Genomic DNA, 16,771 nt, shown 5'->3' on the forward strand with positions numbered 1-16,771 from the left:
ATGGCTCGCCGCAAGGGAACCACCACCAAGATCGATCCGGCCGCCTTCGACCAGGCCGGCGCGAACGTCTACGACAACCCGGTCAAGACCGAGATCGAGGACTCGTACCTCGAGTACGCCTACTCGGTGATCCACTCGCGCGCGCTGCCCGACGCGCGTGACGGGTTGAAGCCGGTGCACCGCCGGATCCTGTTCTCCATGAACGAGAACGGCTACCGGCCGACGCACGCGTACGTGAAGTCGTCGCGGGTGGTCGGTGACGTGATGGGCAAGTACCACCCGCACGGCGACACCGCGATCTACGACGCGATGGTCCGCATGGCGCAGGACTTCTCGATGAACGTGCCGCTGATCGACGGGCACGGCAACTTCGGCAGCCCCGACGACGGCCCGGCGGCCAGCCGGTACACCGAGGCGCGGATGTCGCGCGAGGCCATGCTGCTGGTCGGCGAGCTGGGCGAGGACACCGTCGACTTCCGGCCGAACTACGACGGTTCGCTGGCCGAGCCGTCGGTGCTGCCCGCGGCGTACCCGAACCTGCTGGTGAACGGGACCTCCGGGATCGCCGTCGGCATGGCGACGAACATGATCCCGCACAACATGTTCGAGGTGATCACCGCCGCGCGCTGGCTGATCAACCACCCGAACGCCTCGCTGGACAAGCTGATGGAGTTCGTGCCGGGGCCCGACCTGCCCACCGGCGGCATGCTGCTCGGCCTGGACGAGGTGCGCAAGGCGTACGAGACCGGGCGCGGGGTGGTCCGCATGCGTGCCAAGGCCGAGACCGGCCCGCTGGAGGGCAGCCGCGGCCGCCAGGCGATCACCGTCACCGAGCTGCCCTACGGCGTGGGCACCGAGCGGATCATCGAGAAGATCACCGACGAGGTCAACAAGTCCAAGCGGCTCACCGGCATCGCCGACGTCAAGGACCTGACCGACCGCGAGAACGGCACGCGGCTGGTGATCGAGTGCAAGGTCGGCGTGAACCCGCAGGCGCTGCTCGCGGACCTGTACCGGCTGACCCCGCTCGAGCAGTCCTTCGGCATCAACAACCTGGTGCTGGTCGACGGCCAGCCGCGCACGCTCGGGCTGAAGGCGCTGCTGGAGGTGTTCCTGGCGCACCGGTACGACGTGGTCACCCGACGGACCAGGTACCGGCGGCGCAAGCGGGAGGAGCGGCTGCACCTGGTCGAGGGCCTGCTCAAGGCGCTGCTGAACATCGACAAGGTGATCAAGCTGATCCGCGGCAGCGAGAACGCGCAGGACGCCAAGGACGGCCTGATGAAGCAGTTCAAGCTGTCCGAGATCCAGGCCACCTACATCCTGGACACGCCGCTGCGGCGGCTGACCAAGTACGACCGGCTGGAGCTGGAGGCTGAGCAGGACAAGCTGCGCGAGGAGATCGCGGAGCTGACCAAGATCCTCGACGACGAGTCCGTGCTGAAGAAGGTGGTCTCCAGCGAGCTGGGCAAGATCGCCAAGGAGTTCTCCAGCGAGCGCCGCACCGCGCTGATCGACGGTGACCTCAAGGAGGTGCTGGCCGCGTCGAAGCCGGCCGGGCCGCTGGAGGTCGCCGACGACCCGTGCCAGGTCATCCTGTCCGCCACCGGGCTGGTGGCGCGCACCGCGGCCGAGTCGGAGGAGGTCTCGGAAGGCCGCCGCCGCAACGGCCGCGCCCGGCACGACGCGGTCGCGGCCGTGGTGCACTCGACCGCACGCGGGCAGATCCTGCTGGTCACCAGCCGCGGGCGGGCGTTCAAGACCGACGTGCTGCCGTTGCCGGTGCTGCCCGAGCAGGTCGGCACCGTGTCGCTGCGCGGTGGCATGGCGGCGAGCGAGCTGGTGCCGCTGGAGAAGGGGGAGCGGGTGATCGGCGTGGCGCCGCTGGGCGAACAGGCCGAGGGCTCGCCCGGGCTGGCGCTGGGCACGCGCAACGGCGTGGTGAAGGTCTGCGCGCCGGAGTGGCCGGTGCGGTCGGACGAGTTCGAGGTGATCTCGCTCAAGGACGGCGACGAAGTGGTCGGCGCGACCTGGCTCACCGACGGTTCGGAGTCGCTGGCGTTCCTGACGTCGCAGGCTTCGCTGCTGCGGTACTCGGCTTCGCTGGTGCGGCCGCAGGGGCTCAAGGGCGGTGGCATGGCCGGGATCAACGTGGGCGCGGACGCGCACGTGGTGTTCTTCGGTGCCGTGCGCACGGACGACGGCGAGCACGGCGAGCCGATGGTGGTCACCGCGACCGGGCAGAGCGTGAAGGTGACGCCGTTCGAGGAGTACCCGGCGAAGGGCCGCGGCACCGGGGGCGTGCGCACGCACCGTTTCCTGAAGGGCGAAACCGGGCTGGCGGTCGGGTGGATCGGCCCGCGCCCGGCGGGTTCGTCCTCGAGCGGTTCCCCGGTCGAGCTGCCGGAAGTGGACCTCCGCCGAGACGGCTCGGGTGCCGCGCACCCGGGCCCGGACGTCGTCGGCCACCTGATCGAACGAGGCTGACCTTCCAGGAACACGAATGAAGCTTCTATGTCAAGTGAGGTCGGTGGTGAGTGCTCGGTAGATGGTGTTGGCGAGGTGGCGTTTGAGGGCGCGGAGGGCGGCTTTGGTGGTGGCGTGGGGGTGGTGTTTGGTCCAGTTGTCGCGGTAGGTGCGGGCGGGTGGGTGGTGGGTGAGTTGGGTGATGGCGATGCGGTGGAGGCAGGTGTTGAGTTGGCGGTTGCCGCCGCGGTTGAGGCGGTAGTGGGGTTTGTTGGCTGTCCAGGTGGGGATGGGTGCGGTGCCGGTGTGCATGGCGTAGGCGGCGGGTGAGCGGAAGCGGGTGATGCCGGCGGTTTCGCCGATGATTTTCGCGGCGAGGACGGTGCTGACGCCGGTGATGGCCAGCAGGGTGGGGGCCAGGGGCTGGACTCGGGTGCGGAGTTGGTGTTCGAGCTGGGTGATCTGCTGGGTCAGGGTGGTGATCTCGGTGAGCAGGTCCAGGGCGAGGTCGCGGCGGACGCTGGCGGGCAGGGTGGACAGGGCGGTGGTGAGGGTGTGCTGGGCGCGGGGCCCGGTCAGGCGGGGGTGGGTCTGGTCCAGGGCGGGGTCGAGGTCGTGCAGGTGCCAGCGCAGTTGGTTGATGCTGGCGGTGCGGCGGTTGACCAGGTGTTCGCGCCGGTCGGAGAGCAGGCGCAGGTCCAGGGCGGTCTGGTCCAGGTGTGCGGTGGGCAGGTCGGGTTCGCGCAGGGCGGCGCGGGCGATGGCCAGGGCGTCGATCGGGTCGGATTTGCCGCGGGTGCGGGCGCTGGCGCGGCAGGCGGCCATCAGTTTGGGTGGGACCCAGACCACGGTGGCGCCGGTGCCGATCAGGGTGCGGACCAGTCGCCCGGCCACGCCGCGGCCGTCTTCGACCGCCCAGCGCGGCCCGGTGCCGAACTGGGTGGCCCAGGACCGCAGCCGCAGCAGCCCGTCGGGGTCGGCGGTCACGGTTTTCTGCCCCAGGCGGCGGCCGGTCTGATCGACCGCGACCGCGGTGTGGCTGGACTTGTGCGGATCGATGCCAATGACCACCATGGACACCGCGTGTGTTCCTTCCCTAGCCGGAGAACATGCGTCTTTTCCGGGCCGGGCTGGTCGGACACACCTCAGTCGAGGTTGATGGCGTATGCCCACGCTTCTATCAAGTCAGGCCAGCCAGGCCCGGACCTTGATCACGCTGGACAATTCGTTCGCAAGCCAGCAACGGCAGTGGCTTTCAGAGTCACCACGCGATCAAGACCGGACCCTAACCGCCCACCACGAGCGGCCACACCAACCCTGACACTGAGTGGCTTTCGGGGCGAAATCCGCCCCGAAAGCCACATTCGTGTTCGCTAGATGTTGTTCGCGGCCGACGCGATGGCCGAGGCGAACGTGCTCACCTCGGTGTAGACGCCCGGCTTCTTCGCCTGGGCGCAGCCCTCGCCCCAGCTGGTGATGCCCACCTGGATCCACTGGTTGTTGTTGTCCCGGCGGAACATCGGACCGCCCGAGTCGCCCTGGCAGGTGTCGGTGCCACCGGTGGCCCACACGCCGGCGCAGATCTCGGCGGCGTCGATCAGGCCGGAGTAGCTGCCGCCGGCCGACTTGCACTGGGTGTCGCTGATGAACGGCACCTTGGCCTTGAGCAGGTACCGCTGCTGCGCCCCGCCCTGGGTGGCGGCGCCCCAGCCGGCGATGTCGAAGGTGCCGGTGTTGTAGGTGGCGTTGGTGGCGATCGGCAGGGTCGGGATGTTGTTCACCGGCGAGGCCAGCTTGATCAGCGCCCAGTCACCGCCGGTGGAGGTCGGGTACGTCGGCGAGCGGTACACGTAGGTCGACTTCACCTTGATGGCGCTGGAACTCTGCAGGTCTACCACCCCGAGCGTGGCGGTGATGCTGGTGTTCGCGCCGGTCCGGCTGACGCAGTGCGCCGCGGTCAGCACGACGTTCGGCTTGTACAGCGCCCCGCCGCAGCCCATGGAAAGGCGCACCATCCACGGGAACTCGCCCTGCGCCGCCCTGGTGCCGCCGACCACGGTCGGCTGCACGCCGCCGTCCGGTGCCGGTGGCGCGGCCACCGCGGGCGCGGTGGCGAGCCCGAGCACCGTCGCGGCCCCGGCCACGACGATCGCGGATTTTTTGAGCAGACTGGCCCACCTGCTGGTCTTCATCGGGCATTCCTTCCGGTGTCCGCTGGATGCGGGAGGGGGAGGAGAAGTGTGACCGGTTGACTACAGCAGAATTGATTCGCGGGAAGTACCGACTTTCCGGTGGTTTTTCCACGGTAACGTGCGCGCTGCTCTCTGTGGGTGACCGCCATCGGCCAACAGCCCAGGTCAGCCGCGCTTAAGGCCCGCTTCAGCGGCGCCACTACACTCGCGCGAGCAGCGCGTTTCGACCACGTTAAAACTGTGAAATACCGGCAGTTGACACCCCGCGAAGATTCATTCTCCGGCGAACAGATCGGTTATGCGCAGGCTGCGGCGAGGGCGCGGATGCGGGTGGTTTCGCCGGAGGTGGGCCAGACCAGGCCCCAGTGCACGGGTGGCGTGTGCCGGAACGGGATGAAGCGTAGTGACGGGCGGGCGAAGTAGTCCGCCGCGTGGGCGGCCAGTGGGCAGACGCCCGCGCCCGTCGAGACGGCGGAGAGCAGTTCCTGGAAGGTGCGCACCGGCGCACCGCGGCGGATCGGGTGGCCGTCCGGGGTGTGCCACGGCTCGTCCTGCCAGTACGGCGCCGGTGGGTGGGCGGCACGCAGCACGGTGTCGCGTGCCAGGTCCTCCAGGGTGACGAAATCCTTGCGGGCGAACGGGTGCTTCGCGGAGACCGCCAGCACCATCTGTTCACTGTAGACAGTCGGACCGGTGGTGATGCCCGGTTCGTCCGCCGGGAGCAGGGTGACCAGTGCGTCCGCGTCGCCGTCGCGGAGGATGGTGAACACGTCCGCGAAGTCGGCCTCGCGGATCTGCACCTCGCAGCCCGGGTTTTCGCGGCGGAATCGCTCCAAAGTGGACTCCACCAGGTCGGCGACGCCCGGTGCTTCGAAGGCGAGGCGCAGCACGCCGGTGACACCGCGGCCCGCCGCCTTCGCGCGGGCGAGGCCTTCTTCGATGCGGCGGTACGCCGGGCCGAGGTCACCGCGCAGGCGAGCGCCGATCGGGGTCAGCGCCACCCGTCGGCTGGTGCGCTCGAACAGCGGGGCACCGAGCTGCCGCTCCGTCTTCCGGATCGACTGGCTGACCCGCGCCTGCGACACCCGCAGCCGCTCGGCGGTCCGGCCGAAGTGCAGTTCCTCGGCCAGCACCAGGAAGATCTCGATCTCACGCAGCTCCACGGATCGATAATACTGAGGTTATCGAGCATGTCGTGGATCGGCGTTGTTCCGCCTGGTCGGCGCGGCGAAGGTGGAGTCATCACCGCAGAAGGAGCCACGATGAACCACCACCTGGTCCGCGCCACCGAAGCCGAAACCCTGACCGGCGACCCCGGCGCGCTGATCGAGCTGCTCGCCGACACCGGCACCACCGGCGGCGCGCTCACCGCGAACCGCACGGTCTTCCGCACCGGCGCCGACGGCGCGCCACCGCACTTCCACACCAAGGCGTCCGAGCTGTTCTTCGTGCTCGACGGTGAGCTGGAGGTCCTGCTCGGCGAGGACGTCGTGGTGCTCAAGAAGGGCGACCTGCTGGTGGTCCCGCCGCGCACCCCGCACGCTTTCGGCGCCGTCGAGGGCAAGGAAGCCGACGTGCTCTTCGTGTTCGCGCCCGCGATGGGCCGGTTCGACTACTACCGCCTGCTCGACCGCGTGCACCGCGGCGAGACCGAGCCGAAGGAGATCGGCGCGTCGCAGGAGCGCTTCGACAACCACTACGTCGACAGCCCGGAATGGCGCAAGGCGCGGTCACACTGAAATGAGCCTGCCGAGGGCGAGCCGCGCGGTGAGCAGGTTGCCGAGCAATCTGGCCGGGCCCCGGCGCGGCAGCGCGGCGAGCCGCGGGGCCAGCTCGGGCAGTCGCCGGTGCCCGCCGCCGGCGACGATGCGCGCGGCGGTCAGCGCCGCCAGCCGGTGCGTGTCCAGCGCGCTGTGCCCGGTGTCCGCCAGCGGCACCAGCACCCCGTCCGGAGCCAGCGAAGCGACCCGCGCGGCGATCGACCGCGGCGTGCGGATGTCGTTGTCCCCGGAGAGCACCGACACCGGCCAGTGGAACCGGCGCAGCGCGGTGGTCAGGTCGAACGGCTCGCCGCGGAACGGCGGGTACTTCGCCGCCAGCGCACCGAAGTAGAGGTTGACGTCGAGCGGCCTGCCGTCGGGCTCCGGCGCGAACCCCAGCTCACCGAAGGCGATCGCGCCGACCAGGTCGAACTCCATCACGAACCGGTTGACCTTGGTGGTTTCCAGCTCACCGAGCCCGCTCAGCCACCGCCAGACCCCCTGGCCGCGGCCGTCGGCCAGCAGCCGCAGCAGTCGCTCGACCTGCGGCCTGCCCCCGAACTCGTGCACCACCTGGAGCACCTGCCCGGTCTCCTCGGCCGCCACGATCCCGGCGTCGACCAGGTCGGTCAGCGAGCTGTTCAGGTACAGCTCACGCAACGCGGCACGCTGCGCGTGGTCGTCGTGCGCGGACAGCATCGGCGAATCGAGCACCATCGACTGGACACGCGCCGGGTGCCGCACGCCGAGCCCCTGCGCGAGATACGTGCCGTACGAAGAGCCGTACACCACCGCGCGCCGCACCCCGCAGTCGTCCAGCACGGCGGCGAGGTCGTCGATCACCTGCTCGACGGTCAGCGCGGAGAACGGCAGGTCGTCGCCGTTGTCGTCGGTGCGCGACAGGCCGACGCCCCGGTGCTCGACCATCACCACGTCGAGACCGCGTGCGGCGGCATCCCGGCGCAGGCGGTGGTACGGCAGGACCGACGCCAGCCCCGGCCCGCCCGGCAGCACCAGCAGCGGGCAGTCACCCGGCGGCCCGGCGCGGACGTAGTGCAGGTCGAAGTCGCGCCCGTCACCGACCGGACGGCGCAACCGCCGCACGCCCGGCATGGCGGCCACCCTCGCGCGCAGGGCTTCGCCCTTGATCATCGTCGACCTCCCGCGGTCGAACATACAAGGGCGCGGCCGGTCAGTGTGGTTGTCGCAGGTGGGAAAGGACCATCGCGGCCATCGTCACCGGGTCGCCGTCCTCCGGGTGGAGCACCAGCTCCGGTGCGTCCGGGGCTTCGTACGGGTCGTCGACGCCGGTGAAACCGGTGATCAGCCCGGCGCGCGCCTTGGCGTACATGCCCTTCGGGTCGCGGCTCTCGCAGATCGGCAGCGGGGTGTCGACAAAAACCTCGACAAACGGCAGGCCCGCCAGTTCGTGCGCGGCCCGCACCTTCGCCCGGTCGGCGGTGTACGGGCTGATCAGCGACACCACCGCGACCACCCCGGCGTCGGCGAACAGCTTCGCCACCTCGCCGGCGCGCCGCACGTTCTCCGCGCGGTCGGCGGCGCTGAACCCGAGCCCGGCGTTGATGCCGAGCCGCAGGTTGTCGCCGTCGAGCAGGTACGCGGGCTGTCCCGCGCCCACGAGCAGGCGTTCGATCTCCATCGCCACCGTCGACTTGCCGGAGCCGGACAGCCCGGTCAGCCAGATCGTCGCGCCCCGCGTGCCGCGGTCCTCCCTGGTCACCGCGGTCGCCTGCCAGACCACGTCGGCGGTGCCGCCGGGCGCGAGAATGGTGCCCGCGGCGACGGTGGCGCCGCTCTGCTCGTCGATCAGGATGAAACCGCCGGTGGCGCGGTTGCGGCGGTACTCGTCGAAGAACAGCGGTTCCTGCGTGCGCAGGCTGATGCGGCCGATTTCGTTGAGCGCCAGCGCTTCCGCCTGCTCGTCGCGATGCAGGGTGGTGATGTCCAGCCGGTAGTCGACCGCGCGGACCAGCGCCCTGGTGCTGCGCGTGGTGTGGCGGATGACGTATTTCGTGCCCGGAGTCAGTTCGGTGCGATCGGTCAGCCAGCAGACCATCGCGTCGATTTCCTGGCTCACGTGCGGCTGGTTGCGCGGACGGCAGATCAGGTCGCCGCGGCCGACGTCGAGTTCGCCGTCGAGCTGCACGGTGACCGCCTGCGGCGGGAACGCCTCGGCCAGCGGTTCACCGCCGGGGCCGGAGATCGCCGAGATGGTGGTTCTGGTGCGCGACGGCAACACGAGCACTTCGTCGCCGGGCTTGAACACACCGCCCGCGATGGTGCCCGCGTAACCGCGGAAGTAGCCGGTTTCCTCCTGCCGCCGGATCACGTACTGCACGGGGAACCGCGCGTCGATCAGGTTCCGGTCCGAGGCGACGTGCACCTCCTCGAGGTGGTGCAGCAGCGAAGTGCCTTCGTACCAAGGCATCGGGGCACCGCGGTGCACCACGTTGTCGCCGGTGAGCGCGGACATCGGGACGAAGGTCAGGTCGTGCACGTCCAGCTTGGCGGCGAACCGGCCGAACTCGGCACGCAGTTCGTCGAACCGCTCCCGCGACCAGTCCACCAGGTCCATTTTGTTCACGCACAGCACCAGGTGCGGAATTTCCAGCAGGGAAGCCAGGAACGCGTGCCGCCGCGACTGCTCGAGAATGCCCTTGCGCGCGTCGACGAGGATGAGCGCGAGGTCGGCGGTGGAGGCGCCGGTGACCATGTTGCGCGTGTACTGGGTGTGGCCGGGGGTGTCGGCGATGATGAACTTGCGCCTGGGCGTGGCGAAGTAGCGGTGCGCGACGTCGATGGTGATGCCCTGTTCGCGTTCGGCGCGCAGGCCGTCGGTGAGCAGGGCGAGGTTCGGTTGCTCTTCGCCGCGTTCGCGGCTGGTGCGTTCCACGGCGGCGAGCTGGTCGGTGAACAGGGCCTTGGAGTCGAACAGCAGCCTGCCGATGAGCGTCGACTTGCCGTCGTCCACGCTGCCCGCGGTGGCGATCCGCAGCAGTTCGCTCATCAGAAGTACCCCTCGCGTTTGCGGTCTTCCATGCCCGCCTCGGAAATCCGGTCGTCGGCGCGGGTGGCGCCGCGCTCGGTGACGCGGCTGGCGGCCACCTCGGCGACCACGGCTTCGGGGGTGGCGGCGGTCGAGGTCACGCAGCCGGTGCAGGTCGCGTCGCCGACCGTGCGGAAGCGGACCAGCGCCTCGTGCGGTTGTTCGCCTTCGCGCGGGCGCAGGTGCGGGCCGACGGCGAGCAGCATGCCGTCGCGCTGGACCACCTCCCGGCGATGCGCGTAGTACAGCGGCGGGAGTTCGATCCGCTCGTCCGCGATGTATTGCCAGATGTCGAGTTCGGTCCAGTTGGACAGCGGGAACACGCGGATGTGCTCGCCGCGCCGGTGCCTGCCGTTGTACAGGTTCCACAGCTCGGGGCGCTGGTTGCGGGGATCCCACTGGCCGAATTCGTCGCGGAAGCTGAACACGCGTTCCTTGGCGCGGGCCTTTTCCTCGTCGCGGCGGGCGCCGCCGAACACCGCGTCGTAGCCGTTTTCGTTGATCGCGCGGAGGAGGGTCGTGGTCTGCAGCCGGTTGCGACTGGGCTCGTCGGCGACGCGTCCCGCGTCGATGTCGTCCTGAACACGGGCGACGGTCAGCCGGACGCCGAGTTCCGCGGTGGTGCGGTCGCGGAAGTCGAGGACCTCGGGAAAGTTGTGGCCGGTGTCCACATGCAACACCCCGAACGGCACGGGGGCGGGCCAGAACGCCCTGGTCGCCAGGTGCAGCAGCACCACGGAGTCCTTGCCGCCGGAGAAGAGCAGCACGGGCCGCTCGAAAGTGGCCGCCACCTCACGCAGGATGTGCACTGATTCGGCTTCGAGGGTGCGCAGGTGGGTCAGCTGGTAGGTGCCCGCCGCCATCGACCACGCTCCTCCACCGTTGGTAGAACGTGTTCTAATTTGCCACCGGGGTGGGTGGTTGGTCAATGGGCGCGGCAGAACCACCCCCCGACTGCTGGGCTAGGTGGGCAACGGACGCGGACGGCTCGCGGTTAGGTGGCACCGGGCGCGGACGGCTCGACGAGGCGGTTTGGGACGTCGGGCACGGATTACTCGGACGCGCCTGCGAAGGGGCTCGTGCTGCTGGCGCGTGTCACGAATGTGGCTTTCGAGACGTGTGGCGTCCCGAATGTGGCTTTCGTGACAGGGTGCGGCGTCGCGGTCGCGGGGCTGGGAAATCGGGATGTCGTCCAGCGGATGGCTCGGCGAGGCGCACGGCCCGGCCGTGATTGAGGTGGCCACGGCCGGATCGCGATCGCGGTGCCGAGGAGTGGCTGGCTCGTGCTGGTTCGGCGCCGTTCGAGGTGGGCGGGTGTGGTTCCGCCTCGCTCGGGGTGCCCGGGGGTGCGTCGCTCGGGGTGGGCGGGCGTGGCTCGGCGTCGTTCGAGGTGCTCGGGCGTGGCTCGGCGTCGTTCGAGGTGCTCGGGTGCGGTTCGGTGTCGCTCGGCGGGTGCGGGTGCGGGCCCGTGTTAGCCCGGTGCCGCTTGACTCCGGCGCCGCTCGGTGCCTGGCATCGCTCGCGGGCTGGTTCGCCAAGTCCAGAGCCGGGAGCGCGTCGTGGGTGTCCGGGACCTGCTGGATTCAGTTGTGGGTGGCCGTTTCCGTGGCCTAACGCACTCCTCTCGGGCGGAATTGGATGCTGATGCGCGGTCCGACCGCCTTGCCGGTTTTCGGAATGGCGTGTTCCCACGTGCGCTGGCAAGAACCGCCCATCACGATCAGGTCGCCGTGGCCGAGGGGGCGCTTCACGGACTCGCCGCCACCGCGGGGGCGTAGGGCCAGCGTTCGCGGGGCGCCGACGGACACGATCGCCACCATGGTGTCCTCCGTGCTGCCCCGGCCGATGGTGTCGCCGTGCCAGGCGACGCTGTCCCGGCCATCGCGGTAGTAGCACAGCCCCGCCGTGCGGAAGGGTTCGCCGAGTTCATCCCGGTAGTACGCCGTCAGCCGCCGCCGGGCTTCGGTGAGCACGGGATGCGGGAGCGGCTGCGATTCCTCGTAAAAACACAGCAGCCGCGGCACGTCGACGATCCGCTCGTACATCCAGCGCTGCTCCCCGTACCACGGCACCTCGTGCACCAGCCGGTCGAACAGTTCGCTCGCGCCGGTGAGCCACCCGGGCAGCACGTCGATCCACGCGCCGTCGCCGAGCGTGGTGCGCTCGATGCCGTCGAGCGGGCGCAGCCCGATCTCGGCCGCGGTGTCGAAGAGAGACCCCTGGAGCTCAGTGGACATGCCTCCGACCATACACGAAGATCGAACACCTGTTCTACTCGCCGAGGCGATATCCCACATTCCGCTCGGTATGGATCAGCGGCGGGTTCCGCAGCTTCCGCCGCAGCTGGGCGATCACCACGTCGAGCACGTTCGACGCCGGATCGGCCATTTCGTCCCACGCAGCGCGGATCAGCTCACGTCGCGGCACCGGCTGCCCGTTGGCCGCCAGCAGCAGCCGCAGCACGGTGAACTCCTTGCCGGTCAGCATGAGCAGCACCCCACCGCGGCGCACCTCGTGCCGCCCGGTGTCCATCTCCAGATCACCGTGGCGCAGCACGGGCGGCGGCCCGCCGCCTGCCCGGCGGCACAGGCTGCCCACCCGCGCCACCAGTTCCGGGATGGCGAACGGCTTGACCACGTAGTCGTCCCCGCCGTCGCGCAGGCCCGCGATCCGCTCGGACACCGCGTCCATCGCGGTCAGGAACAGCACCGGCACCGCCCAGCCGTCCCGCCGCCGCGCCCGCACGTAGTCGAGCGAGTCCCCGCCGGGCAGCTTCCGGTCGAAGACCACGCAGTCGTAGGAGTTCACGTACAGGTTTTCGTCCGCGGTCGCCAGGTCCACCGCCGTGTCCACCGCGAAACCGGTGCCGCGCAGGGCGGCGGCCACCGCCGTCCGGAGATCTTCATCGTCCTCGACCACCAGCACACGCACCCACCGAGAGTACGGGAGCCGGGTCCGGCGAACCGGCGGGCAGCCAGCCGCGGTCCGCCGCCCGCGCGCCCGCCTGGAAGCGGCTGCGGGCGCCGAGCCGCAGCATCAGGTCGGCCGCGGTCCGCCGCACGGTCCGCACCGAGACGCCCAGCCGCAGCGCCGCCGACTCGTCGGTGATCCCGCTGGACAGCAGCGCCAGCAGTTCGCGTTCGCGCTCGTTGGGCAGTTCCTCACCGCGTGGCGGGGACACCGCCCAGATCCGCTCGAACAGCTCGACCGTGGTGCCGACCACGCCGGGCAGCTCGAACACGGCGAACCCGTTGCGGTCGGCGGGCAGCACGGCGAACTGGCGGTCCACCACCAGCGCGTCCGACGGCACCTCCGGCGCGGTGCGGATCTCCGCGCCACCCGGCAGCGGGAACTCGCCGGGGCAGAGCACGCGGTAGGCGACGCCACGCCGCAGGTTGTACCTGTCGATCTCACGCGGCCTGGCCAGCGCCAGCGAACCCGTGCTCATCACCAGCACCTCGGTGGTGGCCGAAGCCAGCAGGCCGGTCAGTTCCCGGTTCCCCCGGGTCAGGACGGCGACCCCCATCACGCCACCCTGGCCGGGAGACCGGCGGCGGCCACTGACCGGACCGCCGGATGACAGGCGTAGACCTCGCCCGCCCGCGGGTCGAGCAGGTGCCGGTCGGCCAGCGTCTCCAGCGCGCGCATCGCCTCGGCGCGGCTCAGCCCTGCCAGTTTCGCGGCCAGCTGGACGTCCACCTCCGCGTACCGACCGAGACCGGCGAACAGCCGCCGTTCGGGCTCGGCCAGCCGCCGGTAGCTCGGCTCGAGCAGTTCGGCCATGCCGGGCAGCGGTTCCGCGGCCAGCCGGGTGGCCAGCCTTCCGACGGTCCACAGTGGACGGGAACGCAGCCGGGCCGCGGCGGCGCGGAGCACGGCGGGCAGGCCCCCGCACAACCCGACGATATCCGCCACCGCCGCGGGTTCCGCGTCGGTGCGCCAGTCACCGACCCCGGTGCGGAACATCTCCGCCGCGGACCAGGCGTCCAGCGGCGCGAGCGTCAGGCCGCGGGTGCCTTCGACCGCCAGCGCGCGGTTCCGGGTGGTCACCAGCACCAGGCAGCCGGCCGTGCCCGGCAGCAGCGGCGTGACCTGCGCCGCGTCCGCCGCGTTGTCGAGCACCAGCAGCACCCGGCGGCCGTCCAGCTCACCTCGCCACAGCGCGGCCCGCTCGTCCAGATCGGCCGGGATCGCCGAATCCGGCACACCCGCCGCGCGGAGCAGCCTGGCCAGCGCGTCCTCGGCGGACAGCGGGTCGTTCGCCCGCAGGTCGACGAACAGCCGAGCGTCGGGGTAGTCCTCGGCGACCTCGTGCGCGAAATGCACCGCCAGCGCCGTCTTGCCGACACCGGGCATGCCGTCGACCACCAGCACCGGCACCGGACCGCCGTGTGCCCGCTGCGACCGCAGCGCGTCCAGTTCGGACTCCCGCCCGGTCAGCGTCGGCAGGTCACGCGGCAGGTCGCAGCAGCGGCGGCGGCCGCCGGGTTCCAGCGCCTCGGTGAACGCGGCGCTCAGCTCGGGCCCCGGCTCGATGCCCAGTTCCTGGGACAGCAGGGTCCGCGCGCGGCCGAAGGCAGCGATGGCCTCGTCGCGCCTGCCTGCCCGGTGCAGCGCGCGCACCAGCCGGGACCACGCGGCTTCGCGCAACGGGTCCTCATCGGTGAGTTCGTGCAGCAGCGCGATGGCGTCGGGGTAGCGGTGCCCGGCGAGCCAGGCGTCGGCGAGGCCGAGCCGCAGCTCGTGCCGGAGTTCCTCCAGCCGGGTCAGCACCGGCTCGGCGAACTCGGGGTCCAGCCCGTCGAACGGGCGGCCTCGCCAGCGGGCCAGCGCCTCGGTGTACCGGCGCGCGGCCTCGTCGGCGTCGCCGTCGGCCAGCGCCTGCCTTGCCGCCGGGACCGCCGCGGCGACCAGGTCGGTGTCGAGCTCACCGTGCTCGACGCGCAGCCGGTAGGCACCGGGCCTGCTCTCGATCCGGTCGCCGGGCAGCGCCCGCCGCAGCTGCCAGATGTAGGTCTTGAGGTTCGCCTCGGCCGAGGCGGGCGCGGCCTGTTCATGCCAGGTCGCACCGATCAGCTGAGCCACACTGGTCCAGCCGTTAGGGTTCAGCAGCAGGGTGGCCAGCACCGTGGTCGGTTTCCTGGCCCCCAGCTCGAGCACAGTCCCGTCCGGCGTTTGTGCCTCGAGCGGCCCCAGCACCCGGAACAGCACGCCGCACCTCCTCGTTCGTCGATCTGCGGCCCACCTTCCACCAGCACACATGAGGATTCGATGACAGCTTCAGGCCAGGCGCGGGTGATGGTCGTCGAGGACGACGAGGATCTGCTGGTCGCGGTCTCCGCCGAGCTGCGCGCCGCCGGGCTCGACGTGGTCGCGGTCGCCGACCTGGCCGGTGCCGCGCGGGTGCCGCCGCCGCTGGCGTGCGCCGTGTTCGACCGGATGCTGCCCGACGGTGACGCGATCACCCATGTGCACCAGCGTCGGCAGGAGGGCTGGGCGGTGCCGGTGTTGTTCCTGACCGCGCGCGACACGCTCGCCGACCGCGTCGACGGCTTCGCGCACGGCGGTGACGACTACCTGGTCAAGCCGTTCGCGCCGGGTGAGCTGACCGCGCGCGTGCTGGCGTTGTGCCGCCGCGCGGGCGCGGGCAGGCCGTCGATCCTGCGGCACGCGGACCTCGAAGTGGACTGCGCGCGCCGCGAGGTCCGCCGCGGCGGTGTGCTGCTCACGCTCAGCGGCAAGGAGTTCGCCGTGCTCGAGTACCTGGCCGCCCGCCCGGAGCAGGCGGTGCCGCGCGCCGACCTGCTGGAGCACTGCTGGGACGCCGAGGCCGATCCGATGGCCAACGTGGTCGACGTGGTGGTCCGGCGGCTGCGGCGCAAACTGCGCGAACCCGAGCTGATCCACACCGTGCGCGGTGTCGGCTACCGGCTGGCGGCCTCGTGAGGAGCGTGTCCGCGCAGCGCCTCCGCCGCCTGCGCCTGGTGCTGACGCTGTTGTTCACCACGCTGAACGCGGCCGGGCTGATCCTGCTCGCGTGGCTGGTCGTGCGGTCGGACAGCCTGCACGGCGAGCAGCTGCTGGACGGCGACCTGCACCGCGTCACCTCGACCGCGGCGCGGCTGGTCCAGTACGGCGACGCCATCGTCACCGACTACATCGGCCGGGACGTGCTGGGCGACCAGTGCCCGCAGTTCGCCGTGCTCCCCGGTGGCGCGACGCCGTTCGCGCCTTACTACAGCGCGCGGAACTGTGTCGAGGTGAACCGCGCCGACCTGGATGTGCTGGCCACGCAGACGGTTTCCTCGAACCTCGTGCTGGAGACCTACATCAACGACGGTGACGTGCGCGTGCGCACCGAGCCGCTGCGCAACGAGTTCGCGCAGAACATCGGCGCGGTGGTGGCCTGGAGCGACGCGCGCGGGGTCGCCGCCGAGCACCAGCGGCTGGTGCTGAGCGTGGCGGGCGGCTGCCTGGTGCTGGTCGCCGCGGTCGCGCTGGCCGGGCACGCGCTGGCCGGTCGCGCGCTCCGGCCCGCCGCGGCGGCGCTGGAACAGCAGGAGTTGCTGCTCGCCGAGACCGCGCACGACCTGCGCACCCCGGTCGCCGCGCTGCGTGCGCTGGCCGAAACCGCGTTGCGGCACCCCGACCAGCGCGCCGAACTGCTGCCACGCACGGTCCGGCTGGCCGGCCGGATGGGCGGCATCATCGACGGTCTGCTGGTCCGCGCTCGGCTCGCGGCCGGGGTGGAGCAGCTGGCGATCCAGCCGGTGTGGCTGGACCAGCTGGTCACCAGCCTGGTCGAGGAGACGCCGCACGACGGCGCGCGGGTCACGGTCACCGCGGCGGCCACCAAGGTCTCCGCGGATCCGGCGTTGTTGCAGCGCGCCATCGGCAACCTGCTGGACAACGCGCTGCGGTACGGGAAGCAGCCCGACCAGCCGGCGATCGTGCACATCACGGTGGCGGGCGGCCGGGTCACCGTGGCCGACCACGGCCCCGGCATCGACGCTTCGCTGGCCGAGGACGCCTTCGACCGCTTCACCGGCGCGGGCGGTTCGTCCGGGCTGGGGCTGGCGATCGTGAGCTGGGTGGCGCAGTCGCACGGCGGCACCCTCAGCGTCTACAACGCCGAGGAGGGCGGCGCGATCTTCGAGCTGGCACTGCCGGTGCTGCGGGACTGAGCGGAGCGTCAAATGTACCGCTAATGGACCGTCACTGGACCGGCTGGCCTATTCTCGCGGTGTGATGGCGCGGGGACGGGGCCGGTGGCGTGGTCGCACACC

The 16,771-nt window shown here is 71.1% G+C and carries 14 protein-coding genes; 4 read left to right on the forward strand and 10 right to left on the reverse strand.

Features of this window, described 5'->3' with window-relative positions; all coding sequences use genetic code 11:
- The gene (locus tag A4R43_RS37910; RefSeq protein WP_113696497.1) at positions 1 to 2,487 is read left to right on the forward strand and encodes a DNA gyrase/topoisomerase IV subunit A; all 2,487 of its coding nucleotides are present in this window, start codon (positions 1 to 3) and stop codon (positions 2,485 to 2,487) included.
- Between the two features lie 30 nt (positions 2,488 to 2,517).
- Here A4R43_RS37910 and A4R43_RS37915 read toward each other — a convergent pair whose 3' ends face one another.
- From A4R43_RS37915 to A4R43_RS37925, 3 genes are all read right to left on the reverse strand, one after another.
- Positions 2,518 to 3,540 (reverse strand): IS110 family RNA-guided transposase, encoded by a 1,023-nt coding sequence (locus A4R43_RS37915; RefSeq protein ID WP_113693096.1) that lies wholly within the window; start codon positions 3,538 to 3,540, stop codon positions 2,518 to 2,520.
- Between the two features lie 299 nt (positions 3,541 to 3,839).
- The gene (locus tag A4R43_RS37920; RefSeq protein ID WP_113696498.1) at positions 3,840 to 4,658 is read right to left on the reverse strand and encodes a S1 family peptidase; all 819 of its coding nucleotides are present in this window, start codon (positions 4,656 to 4,658) and stop codon (positions 3,840 to 3,842) included.
- A 296-nt stretch (positions 4,659 to 4,954) separates the two neighbouring features.
- Positions 4,955 to 5,821 carry a LysR family transcriptional regulator gene (locus tag A4R43_RS37925; protein WP_113696499.1) on the reverse strand — a complete coding sequence of 289 codons (867 nt, stop codon included), beginning with the start codon at positions 5,819 to 5,821 and terminating at the stop codon, positions 4,955 to 4,957.
- A gap of 99 nt (positions 5,822 to 5,920) precedes the next feature.
- Between A4R43_RS37925 and A4R43_RS37930 the strand changes: the two genes are divergently transcribed.
- Positions 5,921 to 6,397, forward strand: coding sequence for a cupin domain-containing protein (locus A4R43_RS37930; protein ID WP_113696500.1), 477 nt, complete (start codon positions 5,921 to 5,923; stop codon positions 6,395 to 6,397).
- Here the strand turns inward: A4R43_RS37930 and A4R43_RS37935 are convergent.
- The 7 genes from A4R43_RS37935 to A4R43_RS37965 all read right to left on the reverse strand — a co-directional run bounded on the left by A4R43_RS37935 (position 6,389) and on the right by A4R43_RS37965 (position 14,696).
- Positions 6,389 to 7,570 carry an alpha/beta hydrolase gene (locus A4R43_RS37935; RefSeq protein WP_205215153.1) on the reverse strand — a complete coding sequence of 394 codons (1,182 nt, stop codon included), beginning with the start codon at positions 7,568 to 7,570 and terminating at the stop codon, positions 6,389 to 6,391. The genes A4R43_RS37930 and A4R43_RS37935 overlap by 9 nt on opposite strands.
- A gap of 40 nt (positions 7,571 to 7,610) precedes the next feature.
- Entirely contained in the window at positions 7,611 to 9,446 is a 1,836-nt protein-coding gene (cysC, locus tag A4R43_RS37940; RefSeq protein ID WP_113696502.1) for an adenylyl-sulfate kinase, read from the reverse strand.
- The gene (gene cysD, locus A4R43_RS37945) at positions 9,446 to 10,348 is read right to left on the reverse strand and encodes a sulfate adenylyltransferase subunit CysD (protein ID WP_113696503.1); all 903 of its coding nucleotides are present in this window, start codon (positions 10,346 to 10,348) and stop codon (positions 9,446 to 9,448) included. The genes cysC and cysD overlap by 1 nt, the downstream gene beginning before the upstream one ends.
- A gap of 747 nt (positions 10,349 to 11,095) precedes the next feature.
- Positions 11,096 to 11,722 carry an alpha-ketoglutarate-dependent dioxygenase AlkB gene (locus tag A4R43_RS37950; protein ID WP_113696504.1) on the reverse strand — a complete coding sequence of 209 codons (627 nt, stop codon included), beginning with the start codon at positions 11,720 to 11,722 and terminating at the stop codon, positions 11,096 to 11,098.
- Positions 11,723 to 11,756: 34 nt separating this feature from the next.
- A complete protein-coding gene (locus tag A4R43_RS37955) occupies positions 11,757 to 12,416 on the reverse strand; it encodes a response regulator transcription factor (protein WP_113696505.1) in 660 nt (219 codons plus the stop codon).
- On the reverse strand, positions 12,388 to 13,011 hold the full coding sequence (locus tag A4R43_RS37960) for a helix-turn-helix transcriptional regulator (protein WP_113696506.1): 624 nt from the start codon (positions 13,009 to 13,011) through the stop codon (positions 12,388 to 12,390). Before A4R43_RS37960 ends, A4R43_RS37955 begins: the two co-directional genes overlap by 29 nt.
- Positions 13,011 to 14,696, reverse strand: a complete 1,686-nt coding sequence (locus tag A4R43_RS37965) for an AfsR/SARP family transcriptional regulator (RefSeq protein WP_162788739.1) — start codon at positions 14,694 to 14,696, stop codon at positions 13,011 to 13,013. The genes A4R43_RS37960 and A4R43_RS37965 overlap by 1 nt, the downstream gene beginning before the upstream one ends.
- Positions 14,697 to 14,756: 60 nt before the next feature.
- Here A4R43_RS37965 and A4R43_RS37970 point away from each other — a divergent pair, with 60 nt between their 5' ends.
- The gene (locus A4R43_RS37970) at positions 14,757 to 15,431 is read left to right on the forward strand and encodes a response regulator transcription factor (protein ID WP_236808508.1); all 675 of its coding nucleotides are present in this window, start codon (positions 14,757 to 14,759) and stop codon (positions 15,429 to 15,431) included.
- A 5-nt stretch (positions 15,432 to 15,436) separates the two neighbouring features.
- The gene (locus A4R43_RS37975) at positions 15,437 to 16,669 is read left to right on the forward strand and encodes a sensor histidine kinase (protein WP_335645136.1); all 1,233 of its coding nucleotides are present in this window, start codon (positions 15,437 to 15,439) and stop codon (positions 16,667 to 16,669) included.
- Positions 16,670 to 16,771 lie beyond the last annotated feature (102 nt).

The organism is Amycolatopsis albispora, from assembly GCF_003312875.1.
Classification (GTDB): domain Bacteria; phylum Actinomycetota; class Actinomycetes; order Mycobacteriales; family Pseudonocardiaceae; genus Amycolatopsis; species Amycolatopsis albispora.

Bases quoted from the DNA above. Each gene is read 5' to 3' on its own strand.
- A4R43_RS37915 (WP_113693096.1), bottom strand. From the start codon at position 3,540: ATGGTGGTCATTGGCATCGATCCGCACAAGTCCAGCCACACCGCGGTC.
- cysD (WP_113696503.1), bottom strand. From the start codon at position 10,348: ATGGCGGCGGGCACCTACCAGCTGACCCACCTGCGCACCCTCGAAGCC.
- A4R43_RS37930 (WP_113696500.1), top strand. From the start codon at position 5,921: ATGAACCACCACCTGGTCCGCGCCACCGAAGCCGAAACCCTGACCGGC.
- cysC (WP_113696502.1), bottom strand. From the start codon at position 9,446: ATGAGCGAACTGCTGCGGATCGCCACCGCGGGCAGCGTGGACGACGGC.
- A4R43_RS37960 (WP_113696506.1), bottom strand. From the start codon at position 13,011: ATGGGGGTCGCCGTCCTGACCCGGGGGAACCGGGAACTGACCGGCCTG.
- A4R43_RS37920 (WP_113696498.1), bottom strand. From the start codon at position 4,658: ATGAAGACCAGCAGGTGGGCCAGTCTGCTCAAAAAATCCGCGATCGTC.
- A4R43_RS37910 (WP_113696497.1), top strand. From the start codon at position 1: ATGGCTCGCCGCAAGGGAACCACCACCAAGATCGATCCGGCCGCCTTC.
- A4R43_RS37970 (WP_236808508.1), top strand. From the start codon at position 14,757: ATGACAGCTTCAGGCCAGGCGCGGGTGATGGTCGTCGAGGACGACGAG.
- A4R43_RS37935 (WP_205215153.1), bottom strand. From the start codon at position 7,570: ATGATCAAGGGCGAAGCCCTGCGCGCGAGGGTGGCCGCCATGCCGGGC.
- A4R43_RS37950 (WP_113696504.1), bottom strand. From the start codon at position 11,722: ATGTCCACTGAGCTCCAGGGGTCTCTCTTCGACACCGCGGCCGAGATC.